Here is a 21,109-nt window from a genome sequence, read left to right as displayed (position 1 = left end):
ATGGGAAGTAGCGAAGAAGATTTGCGGGATAGCAAAAAGATCAGAAACCGGCAATTCATCAGAGTTGCTTATGGAATAATGGCGCTGGCAATAGTTGCTTACGGTTATGATTTTGTAGTGGATCTATTAAACCCGCCGCCGGCTTCCTCGAAACCGGCGCAGCAGCAAAAAATTTCGGTTGAGCTTCCTACAGATAGGTTAGACGGCGGTAAGATATGGTTTAATAATCTTGATCAAAGACTGAAAAAAGAAGAGACGGCAAGAAAAACTTACGAAGAAGAGCACAAGGAGCTGCTGAGTAACCTGGAGAAAAAAATCATCAATCAAAACAATAACAGTGAAATTGAATTATTAAAGGAGCAGCTCAGCTGGTTAAAAAAGGAGTTAGCGGAAACCGACCGGAAGGTAAATGCCAAAAAAGAGGAAGCCGGATTGCCTACTAATAACCGCGGGGGTACAACGGCGCACAAAATCGGCAGCGTAGAATCTGCTCCTGCTTTAAAGGAGCAATATAAGGACGGAGATAATTATATACCGGCGGGAAGTTTTGTATCGGGGGTACTCCGGGGCGGTATCTCTGCTTCCACCGGAGTTGGAACGCCTGCGGAACCGCCGCCTATTTTTATTAGGGTAACAGGGCAGGGAGATTTGCCGAAGAATTTCAAGATAGATTTAACCAGGTGCCGTATTGTTGCGAGCGGTTACGGCCAGATGGCAAATGAGCGGGTAATAGCAAGAGCCGAGACTCTTTCCTGCACCGATAATAAAACCGGTAAAGTGATCGAGACGCAAATAGCGGGCGTAGTACACGGAGGGGACAGTAAGAACGGAATAAAGGGGACGGTAGTATCGATGGCGGGCAAGCATTTAAAGAATGCGGCACTGGGCGGAGTGATCAGCGGTTTTGCGGGCAGCAGTAAAAGCGATAAGGGTTTTATGTTTAATCCCGGTCTTGGCGCAATTTCAAAGGATAAGACCGGTATAAAAGAGAAGATTACCGATTCAATGAGCGGAGGGGCTAGTAATGCGGCGGAAAAGCTGGCCGACTATCATATGAAGATGGCAGAAGCGGCGGCACCGGTAATTGAAGTTCCCGGAGCCGTGCCGGTAACGGTATTTTTTGCCAAAGGGGTATATCTCGGTAGTGTTTCAGTAAAAGAGGAGATCAAGCATGAGAGGAAATAGCGGCTATGGATTTTTAGTAAATAAAACTATTAAGGTAAGCGGTAATTTTCTTATATTTACTGCTTTAGCGTTGGGATTAAGTGCCTGCGCCGTATACGAGAATAAATTTGATTGTCCCCCGGGGAAAGGAGCTAATTGCAGTTCGGTAGAGGAAATAGAGCAGATGGTAAATAACGGCGGAGTCTGGAAAGTAAACGGTAAGGTTAAAGTAGCAAAGCAGAAAAAACGTCTTAGGGAAAACTGCTCCGGCCAAAGCTGCGATAATCCTTACGAGTTTGATGAAGGCATAAGAAGCGAAAGTAAACCGGGAAGCGAGACCGGCAATATTAACTATATAGTTAAGAAATCATCATGATAGAGCAATTGTCCGGAGCAAAAGAGAAATTTCTGCGGTTTGCAGGTTTTGAAACCAATAGGGAGCTTGGCATCTCCATGCCTGACATGAGCCGTCTTGTATTAGACCGCCTCGGTAACCCGGGCGACTGGAGTACACTGTTCTGTTATCGCAGTTTTGATCCTACGCGTGGCATTTTCCGGAACAAGGATGACGGTCTTGGTTTTGTTTTGGAAGCCCTGCCGCTAGTGGGCATTGATGAGAAGGTAATTAAGAATCTGCAGCATTTTTTTGATAAGGAAATGCCTGAGAAAAGCTTCCTGCAGTTTACTTTAATAGCTAGTCACAAGGTCGGTCATATTTTAAATCTGTGGAAGAAGATGAGAATAGTAGATGATCCGTTTTTAAACAGGATCACGCAAGATAGATTAAAATACATGAAAACTCTTGCTGAAGATTATGCAAATTCCGGTTTAAAAACCGTCCGTAATTACAGGATTATCATCAGTTTCAATTCAATGCAAATAAGCGCAGAGCAGATTGTCAATTTCAAAAGGCAATTATGCAAGAAACTTGAATTGCTTAGTCTTGAACCCTTAACAGTGCCTGCGCAAGGGTTAATGGATTTAGCCGATGAAATGATGACGCAGGAAAATGACATAAACCAGAGGAGTAATAAATTAAATCCGTTAATGCCGTTAAATGAGCAGATTTTAAAGCCCGGAAAAGATCTTGAGGTTAGGGAGCAGGAAATCAGAGCCGGAAAAGTCATAACGAGAACTTACGGCGTAGCGGAATACCCTGAGTATTGGTCACTGGTTGATATGATCAGGTTACTGGGTGATAAGGGTGATAAAGGTTCCCCCTCAACAATACCGGCACGTTTTATCATTAATTTTACGGTGGCAAGCGATATGCCAAAAGGTAGTAGTGAGCGGTTAATAGCACGAGGTGAGCAGGTAAGGAAATCAGCAGAGCAGTTTCTGGCAAGATTTGACGGGAATCTAAAACGGGAAGCAGCGGAGTGGGCAGAGGTAATTGACGATTTAAAAGAAGGAAGAAGGGTTTTAAGTTTTAATTTTACGGTCAGTATTACGGCGCCTGCTGCTGTTATGGAAGATGCAGAAGCAGCTTTGATATCGCTTTATAACATGAACGGCTTTGAACTTATGCGAATGGATAAGTTTCACCTTCCTCTGCAGCTAGCACTTATGCCGATGCAGGCAAGTTATTACTGGCAGGGGCTCCGGTTCATAAAGCAGCGAATGATTTCTCTTAGCAAAAAGCTGACAGCGAAGTTGCCGCTGCATGCGGAATGGCAGGGTAATCCGGTATCCGGAGTTTTGTTGCAGGCCCCGCAAGGACAGTTGTTTAACTGGAATCCTTTCTACAAGATTGCAGGCGGCAATTATAACGTACAGATCTATGGGCCTTCAGGAGTTGGTAAGTCGGTACTGATTCAGGAAATGGCAACAACGATGCTCTCGCATAATGTGCGGATGTTCATTCTGGATATCGGCAAAAGCTATGAGAATATCTGCAAACTGCTTGGGGGCGAATTTATCCGGTTCGGTAGCGCAAGTAGGATTTCATTAAACCCTTTAAGCGGTCTTGTAGACGAAAGCGGTAAGCTAAAAGAGGCTATACTTGAGGATGGAAGTTCTGTGCCGATAAAAACTATCAGGTCAGGAGATAAGGAGTATTATGTATCACTCGACGGAGTTATGTATGCGAAGAACATCATAACAAGTATGTGCGGTGCCGGTAATAACCCGCACAAGGAAGCATTAATAGAGGATGCTATTTATCGTGCAATAGAGAGGAACGGCTCTGATCTTACTATCAGTAAAATCGCCGAGGTTCTTAAAAACGGTAACGGAATAGAAAAGGAACTCGGTGAGACATTGTTACCTTTTACCGATCGCGGTATGCACGGCAAATATTTTGAAAATGCCGCCAATATTACTTTTAAGGAAAGGATAACTGTTTTTGAACTGGAAGAAGTAGCAAAGGACGAGACGTTATTATCGGTACTTATGCAGGTAGTAGCCATACAGATATTCATGCAGGTTTTATGCGGAGATAGGTCCCAGAAATTCATGCTGGTAGTTGATGAGGCATGGCGAGCACTTGATCATAGTGAGAAGTTTTTAGCCGAGATGTCAAGGACCATCAGAAAATACGGCGGTTCTCTAGTTACCTGCGTGCAGAACGTAAGTGATTTATCGACAAGCGACCACAGGCGTACGATAGCACAGAACAGCGAGTGGACGGTGATGCTGGAGCAAAACAGCAAGGGTTTAAAAGCGCTTGAGGGTTCTGCTTATGAATCCCTGATACCTCTTATTGAAACGATACAGTTTGTTAAAGGGAGTCATTCTGAAATGATGCTTTATTCAAGCCGGGTACTGGTAATCGGCAAGTTATTGCTTGATCCGTATGCTCAGGCACTTTACTCAACCGATGATAATGATTTCAGGTATTTAAGGGAATTGGAATCAAGAGGCATCGGGCTTGATAAAGCTTTGGAGGAGCTGGTCCGGTATAAGAGCCAAAGTTAATAAGGGAATAGTTATTTGAGTGAAATTAGAGACGGATATCAAGAGGAATAATGGTGAATTTTAGAAGAAAAAACATATTACATTTTATCGTTTTTTTTATCGTCGGCTTGTTAATAGGTAGCATGCTTACTTTAAAATACGCCGATCATGCAGGCCGTAGCCATGTAGTATATATTGCCCGGGAAGAGTTATTGAATCTGGAGAAGGAGCGTATAAGAGCAAGCGGGGAGAAAGATCTGTTTTTCGGGATGATAGGTAACGAGTTACAGAAACTTATTGAAGAGACGGTTATGGCTTATAAGAGCAGGCAAGTAAAAATCATCTACTCAAGTTATGGCGGGATAACCGGTTCGGATGTGCGCTCAATCTCAGGAGAGGTGCACGCAAAAATCATTCAAACTCTACAATCAAAAAGTAATAAGGAAGATAAAGCAACACCTGATGCAACAACAAAATAAATACAAAAAATATGGGGATGACATGAAGAATAAAATAGGAAAAAAGCAACCGGGCTTTGAGTTTAACTGGAAAAGCAAATTGGCTATTTGGCTTGTGATAGTCTTTATAGCTATGGCTATAGGACAGCGGTCAAAAATATCGGAAAAGCGTTATCAGGATAATGTTGATGAGGTCTTGCTTGAGAAGAATGAATTAGAAATATCTGATTTAAGGAGGAAGAAGCAAGGATAACATGAAAACAGCGTATATGGCGATTGTATTATATATTTCTATCTTTAGTAATATTGTTTTTGCTAAGGATTTTGGTAATCGGGGCGCAAATTATCCGGTAGCGGAAGAAAGTATTTTACTTAGTTTGCAGAAGAAGTTTGCAGAACTTGATTTAAAAAAAGAAGAAGAGAGAATGCGCAGCATAGCAGAAGAAAGGGTTAGAAACCCTATTCCTGTTTCAGGAATTATACCGGCAAAGGAGACAAGGGAGTTTTGGCACGATCCGACTTATATCCTTACCGAGGATGCGGTATTACCTTGCGGACGAGTGTTATACAAAGCAGGCACTAGAGTAAATCCTTTGGATTACATGGATTTGGATCGCAGGTTGTTCTTTATCGACGGAAGGGAAGAGAAACAGGTAGAGTGGTTAAAAGGTCAGTTATTACCGGGTAGTAGCAGCGGAGCGAAGAAAATAGAGGACAGGATTATTTTAGTGGGCGGAAGTCCACCGGAGGTACAGGATAAGTTGGGATTCGAAGTATATTTTGATCAGGGCGGGGAACTTACAACCAGGTTCGGTATTAGGGGAAGTCCTGCGGTAGCCGAGCAGGCCGGAAAAAATCTGAAAATAGTTGAAGTAGCCGTTGATCCGGAAAAATAGAATCGGTAACTGGTAAAAATCATAATGAAATGAAAAGAGGGAGTATAAATCATGAGCGTAGTTAAAACTTTACAGGAGCGGATCAAGGAATTGGAAAAGCAGAGGAAAGAACTGGTTCAGTGGCGGAAGAATGAAATATTTGAGGTAATAAATGCCAATGGCGGCATTTGCCTGGACAATAGGTTACTTGCAGGTCTGGCGATTTATGCTTCCATGGAAGAAAACAGGAACGATGCTTTTCTTGAAAAGCTGAAAGAGATTGGCTCAAAGGCAACGTTTCCCAGTAGGCGGAAGAAACCGGGTGCGAAATCTGGTAACCGGAACGGATAAAAAAATAAGGTATTTTGCAATGTTAATAAAGAATGAATCCATTTTTGAGAGGAAGAGCGATGCCAGGAAAAAGATCATGTTAGGCGGTTTGCTGGTTAAGGCCGGTTTTGATCATATGCACCCACATGATGCAAGCGTGCTTTACGGAATGCTCCTTGATTGCAAAAGAGCCTTGAAGGAGAAACCGGAATTGATATCCAGGTGGAGGAAAATGGGAAAGGCGTTACTAACAGGTAAAAATGATAAATTTATGAAACCGGAGCAGAAAGGGAATGGGATATAGACCGGAGGTACCGGTCTATAAGCAGGGGAATCTTGGCGGATGCTTCCTGTTTATAGACCTTATGGACCTAAAAAAAAGGCAGATAGCGATTTTAATAATAGCTATTTTCATACCTGTTTCAGGAAATGCCAGTCTGACATGCAAAGGCCGGTTTGTCAATCCGATAACTGACGTTTGCTGGAGCTGTTTACTACCTATTTCAATCGGCACTCCCCCTACCGGTATAGAGATCGGCAAGGGATCGACACCGAAGAAACGGGATACTAAGAACCCTAAAAGCCCTATCTGTATCTGTAGCAAAGGAACTCCTCCGATACCGATACCCGGTATTTCCATAGGCTTCTGGGAGCCGGTACGCCTTGTAGATATTACAAGAACACCGTATTGCATGGTAAATCTTGGCGGAGTCATGCTTGGGTCTGATATGCGCAAGGTCAGCAGTTACAATAGAAGCTATGGGAACAGAACTGCGCATAACAGTTTTTATCATGTTCATTATTACATCTATCCGCTTATTTACTGGCTTGAACTGATCACCGATTTTGGATGTCTTGAGGAATCGACTTTTGACGTGGCATACATGAGTGAATATGACGTTACCTGGAATGATGAAAAACTACAGAGTCTGCTTAATCCTGAAAGTATTCTGTTCGGCAATATGCTAGCTCAGGCAGCGTGCGGCCTGGACTGCGGAGCGGCCACGTTTAACTTACCTGATGATAGCATGTTCTGGTGTAGTGGGTGCTGGGGTAACATGTATCCGTTTAGCGGTGCAAATGCGGATCATATCGGCGGAGCCGGGAATAGCTCATTACTTACTGCCAGGATACTGGCCAAGATGCACCGAATAGGTCTGGCGCAGGAAACTTCAACATCGGACGGCTCAATAAATGGAGCGATCTGTCGCAAATTCAGGGCTCCAAAGATTAAAAAGAGCCAATACAAATTACAGATGGTAAATCCGGTAACAACTTCTTCAGGTATAGGTTGTTGGCCGATTGGATTATCCGACATGTTATATAGCAGTGGTTGCGAATATCCGTATGACGGGCAAGATTGGGGGTACTTGATATGGCGCAAAAAAAATTGTTGCTGGTTTTAGCGGTACTAATTCCCATGTTTCTTATGGCAAACAGTAATGTAGAAGCCGGGGAGGGGCTATTAGCAGAGCACGTAGCGGAAGCAGATAGAGACCGGCTTAAAGGTCTTATAGAGGAATCACGGGAAATTGTAATGAGTGCTATCGCTGAAAAATACAGGGAGTTGCTTATGCTACGGCAGCAGCGGGATGGAGTAATAGAGAATAAGGATTTAACGGGCTCAGGTGGGCCAGGTAGAGATTACAGAGACTCGATTTTGCTAAAAGTTTTTATCAGTAGCAGTATGAGCCCTGAGATACTTAAAACTTATGTTAGGCAAGCAAAGCGCTACGGAGGGGTTCTGGTATTTAACGGCTTGCCGGGTAACTCCTGGGTGAAGCTGAATAAGACGGTAACGGAAATAGTAGGTGATGAAGAAGGAGTAGGGATACAGATTGATCCTGAGGAATTTGACAGATTCAACATTAAAACGGTACCTGCCTTTGTACTCTTTAAAGAAGATAACAGGGTCACCTACACATCGAAGGAAGCGGAAGAAAATAAGGTTATCTATGACAAGGTAACAGGAAATATCGGTATAGAAGCTGCATTACGTTTATTTGCCGAAAAAGGGGAGTTAAGCCTCGAAGCACAAACAAAACTGGAGAATACAAGGGATGAATAAGGTTAGAGTTAAATTAACAATAGTTTTTTGTATCAGGTTATTGGAAGCATCTGCTTATGGAGCTTACCGGGATCCGATTGCAAAAACCAATATTAATTCAAAAACGGATTTATTTGAAAAGGAGATAGAGGATTACGGTACTTTCCGGGATCATATGGGCTCTTTAAGGGAGCAGGCGGTTAACGGTATAGGTTCTCCAGGTAATCTTGAATTGATATCGGATAAAACGGACGATGAAATTAAGGCAGCTGCAAGTGATTTAAGTACCATCAGGGCAACCGATTTGCAGGTAAAGGGTCAGGAAGAGGTACTAAGAACAGGCATAATGGAGGAGTTGCATGTTGACTATACAAATCCGTTAAATACCGAGTATCAAAAAGATGCGTCCCGTATTGCAGATGCTTCAGGAAATCTACTTAAAAAACTGACTGAATTATTCAAGGAGTTTGGAATAGATTGCAAAGCCGTCAAGGGTAACATGGTAATTGAACCCGAATATTATATCGATATTAAAAAAGAGCAGATAAAAGATACCGTTTATACCAAGGCAATATGTGAAGAGCCAAGGAACAGGTACAAATGTTATGACGTGCTAACTGCAAGTTGCAAACGAAAGGGAGCGGTAGGGGAGCTGAAATATGTATTTCTAGCAGTTGACGGTTTTGTAAATCAGTTGTTAGAAGGTACACGCAGGGTTGGTTATGATGACAGAGCGGTATTAGCGCAACTCGAAGGCCGTTTAGCTGAGATGACTCCCTATTCCTCGGTAATTAAGGGCATTATCGGCAAAATATTTAAAAAAACTAACATTACAGTGCCGTCCTATCGTTTAGAAATAACACCAAAACGTATCTACCGTGGATACGAAGCCTTACGAAATCATTTTGCTTTGAGAAAGCTTATACAGATGTCGGTACAGGCAAGAACCGGAGAATGGTTTGATAATTGGATAGAGGCTATCCAGGCAAGTTCCATGAGTTGCCGGTACTCCTTAATTACTTATAACGGTCGGTTTATTCCGCTGTTCTACTATGACGAGGGTTGTGTGGAATGGTCTGATGAATGGGATGAGGTATGCGGATTAGAATCATGAAAATATTAAATCCAGTAATGATGATTCGGATGTTCTCAAATAACAGTTTAAGCGGTTTAGATGAGCCGGATAACGGTTTTAAGAATCAGGCTTTCCTTAAGGCATTTGTCGGTAACGGTATGGGCCAGATTTTACCTGATGAAACCGATAAGAACAAAATCGGAGAATGGCGCGAATGATTAAGATTAGAGTTAAATTAACAATAGTTTTTTGTATCCGGTTATTGGAAGTACCTGCTTATGGAACTTACCGGGATCCGATTGCAAAAACCAATATTAATCCCAAAACGGATTTATTTGAAAAGGAGATAGAGGATTACGGTACTTTCCGGGATCATATGGGCTCTTTAAGGGAGCAGGCGGCCCAGGGTATCGGCGCTCCGGGCAACCTTGAACTGATATCGGATAAAACGGACGATGAAATCAAGGCTGCTGCAAGCGATTTAAATGCGATCAAAGCAAACGATTTACAGGTAAAAGGTCAAGAAGAGGTACTAAGAACGGATATGATGGAGTTACATGTCGATTATACGGATCCGTTAATAGCCGGACATAAAAAAGATGCATCCCGTATTGCAGAAGCTTCCGGAGTACTGCTTGGAAAACTAACGGAACTATTTAAAGAGTTTGGAATAGATTGCCGGACCGTCAAAGGAAACAAGGTAATTGAACCCGAGTATTATATTGATGTTAAAAAGGAGCAGGTAAAGGATACCGTTTATACCAAGACTATGTGTGAAGGACTAAGAAACAGGTATAGCTGTCATGATGTTCTAACTACAAAGTGCAAACGAAGGGGAGCGGTAGGAGAATTGAAATATATTGTACGTATGATATAATGGTACCCAAAAACTGGACTGCTAAAAATGAAGAATGAGATATAATTTCACAACAAGGAAATGGAAATTATATGTCTAAAAAAGCGAAGCAATATAGTGCGACGGAAAAAACAAAAATTGTTATAGAAGCAATAAAAGCTGAAATGACAATAGCACAAATAAGCAGTAAGTACGGGGTTCATGCAACTCAAATACAAGCATGGAAAAAAAGAGGTATAGAAAATTTAGTTAGTGGTTTTCAAGTTAAGCCGGCAACAAAAGATCCAGACAATCAAGATTTGATAAAACAATTATATGAACAAATAGGACAGTTAAGCGTTGAGCGTGACTGGCTGAAAAAAAAATCTACATTGTTTGGACTTGGAAACTAGGAAAAGTATGATTGATAATAATTGTATAAATCTAAGCATTGTTAGGCAATGCGATCTACTTTTAATTAATAAATCTACTTATTATTACAAGGCAAAAGGAATAACTACAAGAGACTTAGAAATAATGAAAGTAATTGATGAAATCTATACAGAGCATCCGTATTTCGGGGCCAGAAGAATGTCCAAGCATCTTGTACCGTTTGGAATTGTTATTGGTCGCAAAGCGGTAAGTCGTTATTACGGAATAATGTCAATAGAAGCCATTTATCCTAAAATGAATTTAAGCAAGCGCAACCAAGCTCATAAGGTATATCCTTATCTTTTAAAAGGCGTTGAAATTACTAAGACAAATCAGGTATGGAGCACCGATATAACTTATATTAGAATGGCACAAGGATTTGTATATCTAGTAGCCATTATTGATTGGTTTAGCCGTTATATTCTGAGCTGGAAGGTTTCTATTAGCTTAGAAAGTGATTTTTGCATCGACGCACTAGAAGAAGCCCTAGAAAAGCACGGTCAACCTGAGGTTTTTAATACCGATCAAGGTTCTCAATTTACGTCAAAAAATTTCATCTACGAACTTGTTAAACGTGAAATCAAGATTAGCATGGACGGTAAAGGTAGGGCTTTAGATAATGTATTTATTGAAAGATTTTGGCGTTCATTAAAACAAGAAAAAATATATTTGATAATTTTAAATACTGTCAAGGAGGTAAAAAATGCTATAACAGATTACATAACTTTTTATAATAGTAAAAGGATGCACCAATCCTTGGAATATTTAACTCCAGAACAGGTGTATTTAACAAAAATTATTGGCTAATATTATAACGCAAATTATATCTCATAATTTCTGATTTTTAGTCTAGACAAATTGGGCCACCTTATGACTTGGTATCATGCTGTTGGTGGTTTGGGGTTTTATGGTAAAACCAAACTTGGTTATGAGTATGATTTCTATCTCTCGAGAGACGGTGAAATTGATCTATCGCCTTTTTTTCCGGAAATTAAACGCATAATGAATAAAAGGCCTTTCTCATTATCACTGACTGCTGCCTTTGAAACTATTGACGTAGATAAAATTATTCTGCCACCTCAGCGTTATATTCCATACAAGATAACCTTGCAGCAAAGAACCGGCGAGTGGATCGAGAAGGATTTCACATTATTACCTCTTTTTCAAGGAGGTTTGCCTTTTCCTTTGTTCTACTACGATGAGGGTTGTGTGGAGTGGGTTGATGAATGGGATGAGGTATGCGGGTTAGAATCATGAAAATATTAAAATCGGTAATGATAATTCGGATAACGGTTTTAAGAATCAGGTTTTTCTTAAGGCATTTGTCGGTAACGGTATGGGCTGGATTTTACCTGATGAAACCGATAAGAACAAAATCGGAGAATGCAGGGAATGAATAAGGTTAGAGTTAAATTAACAATAGTTTTTTGTATCCGGTTATTGGAAGCGTCTGCTTATGGAGCTTACCGGGATCCGATTGCAAAAACCAATATTAATCCCAAAACGGATTTATTCGAAAAGGAGATAGAGGATTACGGTACTTTCGAGAAAGCTATGGACGCTTTAAAGGAGCAGGCAGTTAACGGTATTACTTCTTCCGGCAACCTTGAATTGATATCAGATAAAACAGACGATGAACTCAAGGCCGCAGCCGGTGATTTGAGTAGTATTAGGGCGACTGAGTTACAGGCAAAGGGAAGGGAAGAGGTACTAAGAACAGGCATAATGGAGGAGTTGCATATTGATTATACAAATCCGTTAAATGCCGCACATCAAAAAGATGCGGTCAGTATTGCTGATAGCTCAGGCGAGCTGCTTGGAAAAGTACTTGTGCTATTTAAGGAATTCGGAATAGATTGCCGGGCTGCTCAGGGGAACAAGGTAATTGAACCCGAGTATCATATCGAGATTAAAAAGGAGCAGATAAAAGACACCGTTTATACCAAGACGATGTGTGAAGAGCCGCGAAACAAATATAACTGCCGGGATATTCTATCGATGCGCTGTAGTCAACGTGGGATTAGGTGGGGATTGTGGCAAAGCCGTCAGATAGTTATCTCAGGTAGCGAGTTATTTCGCTCAGGAAAAACCGTATTCTGGGTAGATCATACCGGAAGAAGCTGTTTTGAATACAAACTCTCGGTGGGGCCACGAACTATTGGCGGTTTCTTCAGCGCTCCTCGTACTATCCCGCCTAATTCCTATCATGTTGCACTGATGAGAGAGTTTCTAGTTACTAAACACCCCGGGAGCACTCTTGATAATATCAGTACCGAGATGAGTTCATGGTGGAGTGGCGGTCTGTTTTCGGTAGACGGTTGGTATTACGGCGGTAGGAGGCTCGGTCATAAAGATTATGGATGGAGAAGTTATACGGTAAATTACCAATATAGGGACGGTTATCCTGTATGTGAGCAGTGGTCAGAAGATTGGAGCGAGACATGTATACTCCAATAAAAAAACTGAATTTTATTCTGGAAATCTCTACCTGCTGGCTAATCCTGATCTTTGGCAACATGGAAGTTGCAATTGCAGGCAAAAGATTCATCTCAAGTCATCCTTGTAGTGATACGGGCAGGGTTTGCGTAAGCGGCGGCGGAACGCGTAACATAGACGGCTTTGACGTATACCGTGATTGCTGGCAGTGGTCTTATACTAAAACCTGTAATTATCCAAGTAAGAATAACTGCCGGAGTTATAGCGGGTGCTATTTTGTAGCAAACGGTAACTGCCTGCTTTTTGATAGTCATGGTAATTGCGTTAATCAGGAGCGGGAATTTTCCTGTAAAGCCTGGGAGCCCGGAGTAATTGAAAACAAAACCGTCAGGTATGATTTAACGCAAAAAGATGGCCCAGAAGGTCTGATCTGCAAGGGTATTCCCTGTATGGACGGGAATTGTGTAGATAAAAGCTATTATACCAACGGTGAGATGATGGATTCAATATCGAAGCTTTATGCTTTTAGCAAGATGAAGCCTGATAGGGATGGAAATTTCAATTTATTTCAGGGGTCCGGCCTACACTGTTCTAAAAAAATGGCCGAATATACGAATTGTTGCCAAGTAGATATGAAGGGCTGGGGGAAAGAATTTGGAGCAAGGTGTAATAAGGACGAGCAACTGCTTGCAAGAAATAGGTCAAAGAATTTATGTGTTTATGTAGGTAAGGAAAAAATAAAGTCGCTAGGAGTAACTATTAACCCACCAATTAAATACCCGACATAACTATTGCCAAGAAGGAAGGAATTTGTATAATGCAATAATGTCAAAAAGTGAAGATTTTAGGAAATTATCAATAAGCGCACAAGCGTCGATGAGAAAGATTGCTCTAAAACTAGTAAAAAGAGGAGAGAGTCAATCGTCGGTAGGTGAATTAATAGGAGTGAGTCGCCAGACAGTAAATGAATGGGTAAGGAGGGAAAAGAGAGGCGACAAGTACGCAATTAGTGGGAAGTTAAGAGGTAGAAAGATAGGAGAGAAAAGGCTTATAACCGAAGATCAAAGTAAAATAATACAAGGGTACGTAAATATCTCTAGACCAGAAGATCACAATATCAAATCAGCATTATGGTCAAGAAAATCAGTTAATGCACTCATCAAAAAACATTGTGGATTTTTTCTTCCCCTAAGTACAATAGGCGAATATTTAAGAAGATGGGGGTATACTGCACAAAAGCCAAAGAAGTTAGCATATGAGCAGCAACCCAAAAGGGTTCAATTTTGGTTAGATGAAGAATATCCGTCAATAGCCAAGCAAGCAGAATATGAAAAGGCAGAAATACATTGGTGCGACGAAGTAGGGATAAAACAAGAGTGTCAGGTATTACAAAGCTATTCTTTAAAAGGAAAAACCCCTGTTGTGATTCATAAATCGAAGAGATTTAGTATAAACATGATATCCACTGTTACAAATAACGGTAAGCTAAGGTTTATGCTGTACGAAGAGACACTAAAAACAAATGTATTTATAGAATTTTTACGGAGGTTGGTAAAATACTCCAAGAAAAAAATCTTCTTAATCCTAGATAATCTCAAGGTTCATCATAGCAAAAAAGTACAAATATGGACTCGGAAACATAAAAAGAAAATTTCTTTATTTTTTCTGCCTCCGTATACTCCGCAACATAATCCGGATGAATATTTAAACAACGATTTAAAAAGAAATGTAAATAGGAAACATATACCTCTTACAAAATCTGAACTCCAAGGGAATTTAAAATCTTACCTAAGGACTCTGCAAAATAACCCAGAACATATCAAAAGATTATTTCAGGCGAAAGAAGTAAAATATGCCGCCTAAGTCGGGTATTTAATTGGTGGGTTAATACCGTTGTTAAACATCATTTCTGCTGCTGGGGTAATATGCTAGATAAAGTGGTGCAGGTACAAGGGAGAAAACAGCTTGGGCTAAACTTCGGTAGCGGAGGCTCACCGAACTGTCGTGGACTGACATTAACGGAAATGCAAAGGATAGATTGGGAGCTGGTGGATTTTACGGAGTTCATTGAGGATTTTAAAGGAAAGTTTTTTGGTAAATATCAGTCACCTAATCCTGATGAGATTGCAGGAAGAGTGAATAGCTCAATGCCCGGCATTAGAAAAGGCAATGATGATCCATTAGATCCGCCGAGTAATATGACCGGCTGGAGTAGCAATATACCTGATGAGCTGGAGGAGTAAGGGGGACGTGATGAGAAAAAGAACCTGCAATATTCCGATGTTTTTACTGATTGGCTTAATGGTATTGCCCTCTAGGGCTATAGCTGAGCCAGGGTTTTTTGAGCAACGTTACCGTGGCTGGTTATGGTTTGAAGAAAAGGAAGAAGGATCTAATTCAAAACCCTATTCCGGTAGCAAGAGTAATGAAGTGCCTGATGAAGAAATTACGGTAGAAGAGGCAAAAGCAGAAGTTGAAAGCATAATAAAAGAGCTGGAAGATTTGCGTTATGTCTATTTGGCCAGGCCAAATTACAAGACGCAAAAAGCCTATCGGGATAAACTCGGTGAAATCATGGATAGGGGCATAAGGATGCAGGAATTATGGGACGAGCAGAACTTTATCGAACCGGAATATCGTGATCTGATTAACTCCCCGGAAAATGTATTTGCCGTAAAACTGAATAGAAAAATCAAGGCGGAGGCCGAGAAGGAAATAATCAAGCAATTTGCAAGAGATTATGAACTGGTATTTTTCTATCGTAAATCTTGCCCACGGTCGAGTGAATTTGAACCTGTACTGAAATCCTTTGGAGATACGCACGGAATTAAAATAGAAGCCGTTAGTGTAGACGGGTCGGAATCCGAATATTTTCCAAGAAGTAGTACAATTAGTCAGAAACTGATTGAGAAACTCGGTATATCGGCAACACCGACGGTAATAGCAATAAGAAAGGATGCAAGAAAAGCGTTTGAGCTGATTCGGGGATTTGTCACTTTATCGGAGCTGGAAGAAAATACTATCAAGGCCTGGCATATCATTGAAGAAAAAGGCATTAATGTCGGGGTAGGTAGATGATGCGAGATCTAAAAACATTAATTGCCGGCGTCATATTAATTTTAACTTTTACTGCAAGGGATACCGATGCTAGCGGGCTGAACAAGCTGCTTAAATTCATCGATCAAAGCGGCGGCATGTCCAATTATAATGCTCCTGCTATTATCCGGGATCAGCAGGGAGGGTTTATGACCGGCGGTTCCCTGCAGATCCGCGGAGCAAGACCCAAAACATTACAACCGGCACATGTTCAGTTGCCGAGTTTTAACTTTGACGCCTGTAGGGGGTCAGGGGATTTCAGGTTTGGAGGATTAAGTTTCATCAATTCTGCCGAGTTCTCGGCTTTTATGAAAAAACTGACGGCCAGTACCGGTGCTTATGCGTTTAAAATGGCGGCAAAGAGTTTCTGTCCGCAGTGCGAGAACATCATTGCCGAGTTTGAAGCAATAGCAAGAGACATAAATAACTTCAATCTGGAGCAATGCGGGCTTGCCAAACAGCTTGCCGGGGGATTAGTAGGGCAACTTGAGGCCGGGCAGGGACAGAGCTGTCTTATGCATAATGCGGTAAAGAAAAACGGCAAGGATTTATCCGAGGCACATAAGCTTTGTGCAAATGGAGCTTCTCCTTACGGTGATCCCGGCGATACGGAAGAACTTGCATCATTACTCGGGGATAATTTCAATCTGGTATGGAAAGCACTTAGCAAAGGTAGTTCAGATTCGGTTGAGTTTAAGGAGTTAATGATGAGTGTTGCCGGAAGTCTGATTGCCACAAAAATTGAAGGAGGATTAAGCCTTAAGCCTCTACCTTCGCTGATTGTCGATTCGTCTTTTCTTGAAAAATATATCGGTACCAAAGGGGAGTCAAGCAGGTTGGAGATGTATGTTTGTGATGAGAAGCAGAAATGCCTGAATCCTCAGGTAGTAGTAACAACATTAACGGTAAAGGATACATTATACGGCAAAATCGGTACCATACTGGATACCCTTGTTGATAAGGTAGAGGAAGATGCCAAAGATCCTATTTTAAGTGACGAGGAAATGGCTTTAATTGAATATTCCTCAATTCCGATCATTCCTCTCATCCAGCAGGAACTTTCCAGGCATGGTGATAAAACAAACATTTTCTTAAGAAACGCAGAATTCATCGATGTAATCTGTTATGAGGTGATGAGCGGGTTTTTTGAAGGGATCCTGCATAAAACCCTGAAAGAAGTAAGAGCTCTGGAATTTGCCCAGGTTGATAGCGGAAAAATAGAGAGATACCTTGATACGGCACAGGAAGTACTATCGATGCTGCGTCATACTAAAGAGCATGCTTACAGCAGGTTGGTAGTGATCATGCAGGCCAAAGAGAGGCTCCGCCAGCAAGAAGCTGAATTTGATCTTATTTTTGAAAAACTGGGGGCTTAAATATGACGCTTGATCTATCGATTTTTACATACGGCTACGGAGATGCCATGTACTATATTTTAAATGGTATTGCGATGATCATGAACAAAAAAGGCTTTATGGTGATGATCAGGAGTGTTGCCGTTGTAAGTATCATGATATCGGCAGTCGTATGGTCGACTAATCGTAGTATGGGCATCAGTGAGCGACCGGTGATTATCAGAATCATGGCGTTATATTTTGTCGTTAACGGACTTCTAACACCCAAGATGAGTATAAAGATGGAGGACAGGGTTTCAAAGAATATTGAGGTAGTAGATAATTTACCGTTTCTGTTTATTCCGGTCGGTTGGCTTGAAAGCGTTGGGGATATGCTAGCCGGTGCCTTGGAGCAGGCAATAAGGCCGGTAATGAAGTCGGATACTTTTGAGTATCGCAATTATGGACTGGCATTTGGGGCCCAGATGCAGAGAGAATCAAAAAACTGGCGCATCAGATCACCGGAGTTCAATCGAAACATGCATAAGTTCCTGGATAAATGCGTAAAATATACTGCCGGGATTGGTCACAAATACACGGTAAATGATTTACATAACGCCTCAGATGTATGGAAACTGGTTAGTGAAAATGCCGGTGGTATGTCAAGGGTAGGTTTTGTTGTCGGCGGTAAATATCAGAGTATGAAGTGTCATGAAGCGGCAAAATTAATAGAAGAAAGATATTTTCCTGAGGAATACGAATCAATAATCGTTAGGTATGCAAATTCTTTATTTGCAAGAGCCAGCGGTAGCGAGCCAAGTAAGAGGCCGTATGATAAGGAACTTGCCAAAAAGACCTTTGCCTCAAATCTGGAAGCGGTATTTTCAGGATTTGCCGAAACCGGAAATGCCAAGGATATTATTATCCAGCAAATGATGCTCACTGCCATGGCTAACAAAAACAGCGTCAGTAAATACGGAGTAGCAACTGCAAGAGCAAGTCAGGATACGATCTGGGCAATTACGGCGGAACTGGCGCAGGATACGCTACCGATACTGTTTACTCTGGTAAAATGCATGCTTTATGCATCGGTAGTACTTTTGGCACCGATGATGTTACTACCCGGGGGCCTTCGTTATTACCGGACATTTTTGCTTGGGGTATGTTCAGTGCAGTTATGGCCGTTTTTCTATGCAATACTGAATATGTTTGTAGAGATGTATACCAGTATCAGTATTTTCGGTCTTGATAACGGGATAATAAATTATACGACTTACAGTCAGGTAGGTCATAGCGCCGATAGGATAGCAGCAATAGCCGGTAGCATGCAGATAATGATACCCTATATTGCATATCAGGCGGTAGCAGGTTCAGCAGGCGGTCTTATGCATTTAAGCGGTCAGGTAATGGGGCAAAGCGCTGCTTCAACTGCGGCAGAAGAGCATGTCAAAGGGCGCAGAAGTATTAATACCGTAGCCATTGATACGATGCAAAGGGCGACTCAAACGGCCTTCAAAACTGATTTTAACAGGCAATTATTGGCCGGTAGTTCGGCAATCAGTCAGTTAGACGGCTCGCAGGAACGTATTACACCGGACGGTCATATCCATCATTTAACCGGTGCGGGTCTTAACCTTGGTAGTTATACCAACAAGATAGACTTCCGCGGTGAAAAACTTAGTTCCGATCAACGAGCATTAAATGAAGAGCAGCGGTATATCAGCAGTAAAGGCATGCAGTTAAATGACATACAGGCTATCCAGGAGACCTCAATGGAGAGTTATATTACCCAGCTGGCAAAACGTGTTGATAGCGGCCAGAAGATAAATTTCGGCACCCTCGGTAAAGACGGTCTGGTTCTTGAAAAAGCAGTCAATTATGAACTAACACATGGTGAGGGATATAGCTATGATAAGACTCAATCTAATGCGTTAAAGGGTGATATTACGGGTAAATTCGATGCAGGTACGGCTATCGGTAGTATGGTTAAGAAATTACCGATTCCCGATAAGGTGGGCGAATATGCCGGTAAGCTTCTGTCTAAAACCTTGCCTTTTGATCTTAGTGCTTCCGTAACGGGTAGTGCTGAGCTTAGTAGTACCAATACTCAAGTGCTGCAAAAAAACTCTAATGTCAGCGAAGGCGATCACTGGCGCAGTAACAAGGATGCCATAACGGAAGTTGCCAAAAATACCGATTTTAATAAAAGTATCGGTATAAATAATGAGTTAACCGACACTATTACTTCTAGTTCAGAGAAAGTCAAAAACCTGATGTCGGAGATCGGGGTACATCATGAAAGAGCAGAGAACATATCAAATCAGATACAGCAAGTAGAGTCATTTGGTGAGACCTTTAATATAGACGGTACTCACAAGGTAGAAGAGCGGTTAAAAGCAATGGGTCTAAAGAATAGGGAAGCACATGATTTAATAGAGAACCCGACATCGGCAACTCCGCAGCAACGCCGGCAATTAAATGAGGCCAAGAGAGAGGTAGCAGGTCAGTTATTCGGTAGCTTATACGGCGCGCCAAATAGGGTACCTGAGGTAATTAGTGCAAAGGAACAGACTCTTGAAGCGAAATATGACAACGAATCTGCTGTTTTAAAGAAAAAAGGAGAACGGGAAATTGCCGCAAGAAAAACCGCAGAGCAGACCGCATTAAATAATAGGGCCCAAGCAGAAGGACTTGATAGAAACAGAGTACAGAATCACCTTGATACAAATGAAAGAGATATAAACAGGAAGCACAAGAAAATGACGCAAGAGGTACAAACTCAAGCGGGTAAGAAATTGACCCAGCTCAAAGACAGGCAGACTAACCAAGCCAAAGCAGTACAGGAAGCTGAGAATAACAGATATACTACAAGTTTTGCTGGTAAAAAGTTGCCGAAAGAGTAAGAGTTTTATTTGCGCATCCGATGGTAAATATTACTTAACAGGTAACTACGTGAGGGGGAATAGTACATCTTTTTATGTAAATCGCTACTAGAAGATGGAGTATGAGAAATTTTTTTATCGTTTGGAGTAAACAGAACCTCATAATAATCCCAGGCTTTGGCATTAAAGAAAGCAGAGACGGGGATGTTATTTTTAATAAAGTATGACATCGGTAAACCAAGGAAAGTAAATAAAACAATATTACCTGTTATTCTATCCACTGGCAATATATAGAGTGTAATCGGTAAGAAAATGATGATGAAAACTAGATAACTTTTAACAAGATCAAATTCAAAAGGTAAGTGCATGGAAAGTGATTCTCCCCGTTTATTAAAAACTTTTACTTCATTTAAAGGAGTATCTTCTTTGCTAGAAGGATCAAAATATATGTTATTGAATTTAGCTAGTATGTACGGGACTAGGGTAAAGGAGCTAATAAGACAACAAATACTTTCATACTCAAAAGATATATATACGGATATAGGCATAGCAATCCAGGTCAAGATGTTCCAGAAATTATCGATTGATATTATTGATCTTTTTGGAGAATCACTCATAAGCGCCTTCTATTACTTTAGGTTCAGGTTGTATCGTTTTATTGTCTCAAAATTTCTAATTTTTTGCAAATGGATTAAGTTTACCTTCATGAGTTTTCTAGTTCTGTTGTGTGCTCATTGCGCTAATGCTGAAGAACTTGCGCTTGTAAAAAATGAAATCAGGCAGCTAATTGCCGTGCAGGAACAACAAAACAATATCCCCTCAGGATTACTGTTTGCAATTGCTACGGTAGAATCGGGTAGCGAGCCTTATGCCTTGAACATTCAAGGTAAGTCTGTAATTGGGAGGAATAAAACGGAAGTAGCAAATTTAATCCACGAGGCCCTAGCTAAAGGCATAACAAATATTGATGTGGGAGTAATGCAGTTAAATATTAGATGGCACCGGGAGAATTTTGGGTCAATAGAAGAAATGCTGGAGCCAAAAAAGAATATAGAATATGCGGCCGGTTTTCTTTTAAAACTTTACAAAAAATACGGTGATTGGCATAAGGCGGTAAAATTCTATCATTCAAGTACGGCGGAGTATCACAGGAAATATTCAAGAAAAATAACTTTAGCATGGATAGGGGTATGAGAATTTAAATGTCAAATAGCAAAAATATAATAATAACTTGGATTATACTCCGAAAT

At 41.2% G+C, this 21,109-nt stretch carries 25 protein-coding genes; 24 read left to right on the top strand and 1 reads right to left on the bottom strand.

Annotated elements, in window-relative coordinates:
- The 23 genes from N3Z16_RS05535 to N3Z16_RS05425 all read left to right on the top strand — a co-directional run bounded on the left by N3Z16_RS05535 (position 1) and on the right by N3Z16_RS05425 (position 19,880).
- Positions 1-1,185 (top strand): TrbI/VirB10 family protein, encoded by a 1,185-nt coding sequence (locus N3Z16_RS05535; RefSeq protein WP_282485715.1) that lies wholly within the window; start codon positions 1-3, stop codon positions 1,183-1,185.
- Positions 1,172-1,540: a hypothetical protein gene (locus N3Z16_RS05530; protein ID WP_282485714.1), complete on the top strand. Its 369-nt coding sequence runs from the start codon at positions 1,172-1,174 to the stop codon at positions 1,538-1,540. The genes N3Z16_RS05535 and N3Z16_RS05530 overlap by 14 nt, the downstream gene beginning before the upstream one ends.
- Complete coding sequence (locus tag N3Z16_RS05525; protein ID WP_282485713.1) at positions 1,537-4,080, top strand: TraC family protein; 2,544 nt, start codon at positions 1,537-1,539, stop codon at positions 4,078-4,080. The genes N3Z16_RS05530 and N3Z16_RS05525 overlap by 4 nt, the downstream gene beginning before the upstream one ends.
- A gap of 50 nt (positions 4,081-4,130) precedes the next feature.
- Positions 4,131-4,538: a hypothetical protein gene (locus tag N3Z16_RS05520; protein ID WP_282485712.1), complete on the top strand. Its 408-nt coding sequence runs from the start codon at positions 4,131-4,133 to the stop codon at positions 4,536-4,538.
- Between the two features lie 22 nt (positions 4,539-4,560).
- A complete protein-coding gene (locus N3Z16_RS05515; RefSeq protein ID WP_282485711.1) occupies positions 4,561-4,770 on the top strand; it encodes a hypothetical protein in 210 nt (69 codons plus the stop codon).
- A 1-nt stretch (position 4,771) separates the two neighbouring features.
- Positions 4,772-5,413: a conjugal transfer protein TraW gene (locus N3Z16_RS05510; RefSeq protein ID WP_282485710.1), complete on the top strand. Its 642-nt coding sequence runs from the start codon at positions 4,772-4,774 to the stop codon at positions 5,411-5,413.
- Between the two features lie 51 nt (positions 5,414-5,464).
- On the top strand, positions 5,465-5,743 hold the full coding sequence (locus tag N3Z16_RS05505) for a hypothetical protein (protein ID WP_282485709.1): 279 nt from the start codon (positions 5,465-5,467) through the stop codon (positions 5,741-5,743).
- A 19-nt stretch (positions 5,744-5,762) separates the two neighbouring features.
- A complete protein-coding gene (locus N3Z16_RS05500; protein ID WP_282485708.1) occupies positions 5,763-6,026 on the top strand; it encodes a conjugal transfer protein TraD in 264 nt (87 codons plus the stop codon).
- The gene (gene traU, locus N3Z16_RS05495) at positions 6,016-7,128 is read left to right on the top strand and encodes a conjugal transfer pilus assembly protein TraU (RefSeq protein WP_282485706.1); all 1,113 of its coding nucleotides are present in this window, start codon (positions 6,016-6,018) and stop codon (positions 7,126-7,128) included. The genes N3Z16_RS05500 and traU overlap by 11 nt, the downstream gene beginning before the upstream one ends.
- Positions 7,098-7,790 carry a type-F conjugative transfer system pilin assembly protein TrbC gene (gene trbC, locus N3Z16_RS05490; protein WP_282485705.1) on the top strand — a complete coding sequence of 231 codons (693 nt, stop codon included), beginning with the start codon at positions 7,098-7,100 and terminating at the stop codon, positions 7,788-7,790. Before traU ends, trbC begins: the two co-directional genes overlap by 31 nt.
- On the top strand, positions 7,783-8,883 hold the full coding sequence (locus N3Z16_RS05485; RefSeq protein ID WP_282485703.1) for a hypothetical protein: 1,101 nt from the start codon (positions 7,783-7,785) through the stop codon (positions 8,881-8,883). The genes trbC and N3Z16_RS05485 overlap by 8 nt, the downstream gene beginning before the upstream one ends.
- Positions 8,865-9,062: a hypothetical protein gene (locus N3Z16_RS05480; protein ID WP_282485702.1), complete on the top strand. Its 198-nt coding sequence runs from the start codon at positions 8,865-8,867 to the stop codon at positions 9,060-9,062. Before N3Z16_RS05485 ends, N3Z16_RS05480 begins: the two co-directional genes overlap by 19 nt.
- The gene (locus N3Z16_RS05475) at positions 9,059-9,721 is read left to right on the top strand and encodes a hypothetical protein (protein WP_282485701.1); all 663 of its coding nucleotides are present in this window, start codon (positions 9,059-9,061) and stop codon (positions 9,719-9,721) included. The genes N3Z16_RS05480 and N3Z16_RS05475 overlap by 4 nt, the downstream gene beginning before the upstream one ends.
- Positions 9,722-9,792: 71 nt before the next feature.
- Positions 9,793-10,092, top strand: a complete 300-nt coding sequence (locus N3Z16_RS05470) for a transposase (RefSeq protein WP_282485684.1) — start codon at positions 9,793-9,795, stop codon at positions 10,090-10,092.
- 7 nt (positions 10,093-10,099) lie between these two features.
- Positions 10,100-10,918, top strand: coding sequence for an IS3 family transposase (locus tag N3Z16_RS05465; RefSeq protein WP_282485683.1), 819 nt, complete (start codon positions 10,100-10,102; stop codon positions 10,916-10,918).
- Between the two features lie 63 nt (positions 10,919-10,981).
- Positions 10,982-11,368, top strand: coding sequence for a hypothetical protein (locus N3Z16_RS05460; protein ID WP_282485700.1), 387 nt, complete (start codon positions 10,982-10,984; stop codon positions 11,366-11,368).
- 135 nt (positions 11,369-11,503) lie between these two features.
- Entirely contained in the window at positions 11,504-12,568 is a 1,065-nt protein-coding gene (locus N3Z16_RS05455; RefSeq protein ID WP_282485699.1) for a hypothetical protein, read from the top strand.
- On the top strand, positions 12,529-13,335 hold the full coding sequence (gene traN / locus N3Z16_RS05450) for a conjugal transfer protein TraN (protein ID WP_282485698.1): 807 nt from the start codon (positions 12,529-12,531) through the stop codon (positions 13,333-13,335). Before N3Z16_RS05455 ends, traN (N3Z16_RS05450) begins: the two co-directional genes overlap by 40 nt.
- A gap of 37 nt (positions 13,336-13,372) precedes the next feature.
- Entirely contained in the window at positions 13,373-14,410 is a 1,038-nt protein-coding gene (locus tag N3Z16_RS05445) for an IS630 family transposase (RefSeq protein WP_282485609.1), read from the top strand.
- Entirely contained in the window at positions 14,374-14,790 is a 417-nt protein-coding gene (gene traN, locus N3Z16_RS05440; RefSeq protein ID WP_341850344.1) for a conjugal transfer protein TraN, read from the top strand. Before N3Z16_RS05445 ends, traN (N3Z16_RS05440) begins: the two co-directional genes overlap by 37 nt.
- A gap of 10 nt (positions 14,791-14,800) precedes the next feature.
- Positions 14,801-15,625, top strand: a complete 825-nt coding sequence (gene traF / locus N3Z16_RS05435) for a conjugal transfer protein TraF (RefSeq protein WP_282486969.1) — start codon at positions 14,801-14,803, stop codon at positions 15,623-15,625.
- Complete coding sequence (locus N3Z16_RS05430; RefSeq protein ID WP_282485697.1) at positions 15,622-17,019, top strand: conjugal transfer protein TraH; 1,398 nt, start codon at positions 15,622-15,624, stop codon at positions 17,017-17,019. The genes traF and N3Z16_RS05430 overlap by 4 nt, the downstream gene beginning before the upstream one ends.
- Before the next feature lie 2 nt (positions 17,020-17,021).
- Positions 17,022-19,880 carry a conjugal transfer protein TraG N-terminal domain-containing protein gene (locus N3Z16_RS05425; protein WP_282485696.1) on the top strand — a complete coding sequence of 953 codons (2,859 nt, stop codon included), beginning with the start codon at positions 17,022-17,024 and terminating at the stop codon, positions 19,878-19,880.
- A gap of 5 nt (positions 19,881-19,885) precedes the next feature.
- On the opposite strand, the gene N3Z16_RS05420 is transcribed toward N3Z16_RS05425, so the two are convergent.
- On the bottom strand, positions 19,886-20,476 hold the full coding sequence (locus tag N3Z16_RS05420; protein ID WP_282485695.1) for a hypothetical protein: 591 nt from the start codon (positions 20,474-20,476) through the stop codon (positions 19,886-19,888).
- A gap of 88 nt (positions 20,477-20,564) precedes the next feature.
- Here N3Z16_RS05420 and N3Z16_RS05415 point away from each other — a divergent pair, with 88 nt between their 5' ends.
- Entirely contained in the window at positions 20,565-21,053 is a 489-nt protein-coding gene (locus tag N3Z16_RS05415; RefSeq protein ID WP_282485694.1) for a lytic transglycosylase domain-containing protein, read from the top strand.
- Positions 21,054-21,109: the final 56 nt, after the last annotated feature.

This window comes from Candidatus Megaera polyxenophila (genome assembly GCF_029982035.1).
Classification (GTDB): Bacteria; Pseudomonadota; Alphaproteobacteria; order Rickettsiales; family Rickettsiaceae; genus Megaera; species Megaera polyxenophila.
This window is presented reverse-complemented; position numbering and strand designations above follow the sequence as displayed.

What these genes read in the sequence shown, in the direction of transcription:
- N3Z16_RS05520 (WP_282485712.1), top strand. Translation starts at nt 4,131, where the DNA reads ATGGTGAATTTTAGAAGAAAAAACATATTACATTTTATCGTTTTTTTT.
- N3Z16_RS05465 (WP_282485683.1), top strand. Translation starts at nt 10,100, where the DNA reads ATGATTGATAATAATTGTATAAATCTAAGCATTGTTAGGCAATGCGAT.
- N3Z16_RS05485 (WP_282485703.1), top strand. Translation starts at nt 7,783, where the DNA reads ATGAATAAGGTTAGAGTTAAATTAACAATAGTTTTTTGTATCAGGTTA.
- N3Z16_RS05500 (WP_282485708.1), top strand. Translation starts at nt 5,763, where the DNA reads ATGTTAATAAAGAATGAATCCATTTTTGAGAGGAAGAGCGATGCCAGG.
- N3Z16_RS05475 (WP_282485701.1), top strand. Translation starts at nt 9,059, where the DNA reads ATGATTAAGATTAGAGTTAAATTAACAATAGTTTTTTGTATCCGGTTA.
- N3Z16_RS05420 (WP_282485695.1), bottom strand. Translation starts at nt 20,476, where the DNA reads ATGAGTGATTCTCCAAAAAGATCAATAATATCAATCGATAATTTCTGG.
- N3Z16_RS05425 (WP_282485696.1), top strand. Translation starts at nt 17,022, where the DNA reads ATGACGCTTGATCTATCGATTTTTACATACGGCTACGGAGATGCCATG.
- N3Z16_RS05415 (WP_282485694.1), top strand. Translation starts at nt 20,565, where the DNA reads ATGAGTTTTCTAGTTCTGTTGTGTGCTCATTGCGCTAATGCTGAAGAA.
- N3Z16_RS05515 (WP_282485711.1), top strand. Translation starts at nt 4,561, where the DNA reads ATGAAGAATAAAATAGGAAAAAAGCAACCGGGCTTTGAGTTTAACTGG.
- traF (WP_282486969.1), top strand. Translation starts at nt 14,801, where the DNA reads ATGAGAAAAAGAACCTGCAATATTCCGATGTTTTTACTGATTGGCTTA.
- N3Z16_RS05530 (WP_282485714.1), top strand. Translation starts at nt 1,172, where the DNA reads ATGAGAGGAAATAGCGGCTATGGATTTTTAGTAAATAAAACTATTAAG.
- N3Z16_RS05430 (WP_282485697.1), top strand. Translation starts at nt 15,622, where the DNA reads ATGATGCGAGATCTAAAAACATTAATTGCCGGCGTCATATTAATTTTA.
- N3Z16_RS05480 (WP_282485702.1), top strand. Translation starts at nt 8,865, where the DNA reads ATGCGGATTAGAATCATGAAAATATTAAATCCAGTAATGATGATTCGG.
- N3Z16_RS05445 (WP_282485609.1), top strand. Translation starts at nt 13,373, where the DNA reads ATGTCAAAAAGTGAAGATTTTAGGAAATTATCAATAAGCGCACAAGCG.
- N3Z16_RS05535 (WP_282485715.1), top strand. Translation starts at nt 1, where the DNA reads ATGGGAAGTAGCGAAGAAGATTTGCGGGATAGCAAAAAGATCAGAAAC.
- N3Z16_RS05455 (WP_282485699.1), top strand. Translation starts at nt 11,504, where the DNA reads ATGAATAAGGTTAGAGTTAAATTAACAATAGTTTTTTGTATCCGGTTA.
- N3Z16_RS05505 (WP_282485709.1), top strand. Translation starts at nt 5,465, where the DNA reads ATGAGCGTAGTTAAAACTTTACAGGAGCGGATCAAGGAATTGGAAAAG.
- N3Z16_RS05470 (WP_282485684.1), top strand. Translation starts at nt 9,793, where the DNA reads ATGTCTAAAAAAGCGAAGCAATATAGTGCGACGGAAAAAACAAAAATT.
- trbC (WP_282485705.1), top strand. Translation starts at nt 7,098, where the DNA reads ATGGCGCAAAAAAAATTGTTGCTGGTTTTAGCGGTACTAATTCCCATG.
- N3Z16_RS05510 (WP_282485710.1), top strand. Translation starts at nt 4,772, where the DNA reads ATGAAAACAGCGTATATGGCGATTGTATTATATATTTCTATCTTTAGT.
- N3Z16_RS05460 (WP_282485700.1), top strand. Translation starts at nt 10,982, where the DNA reads ATGACTTGGTATCATGCTGTTGGTGGTTTGGGGTTTTATGGTAAAACC.
- traU (WP_282485706.1), top strand. Translation starts at nt 6,016, where the DNA reads ATGGGATATAGACCGGAGGTACCGGTCTATAAGCAGGGGAATCTTGGC.
- N3Z16_RS05525 (WP_282485713.1), top strand. Translation starts at nt 1,537, where the DNA reads ATGATAGAGCAATTGTCCGGAGCAAAAGAGAAATTTCTGCGGTTTGCA.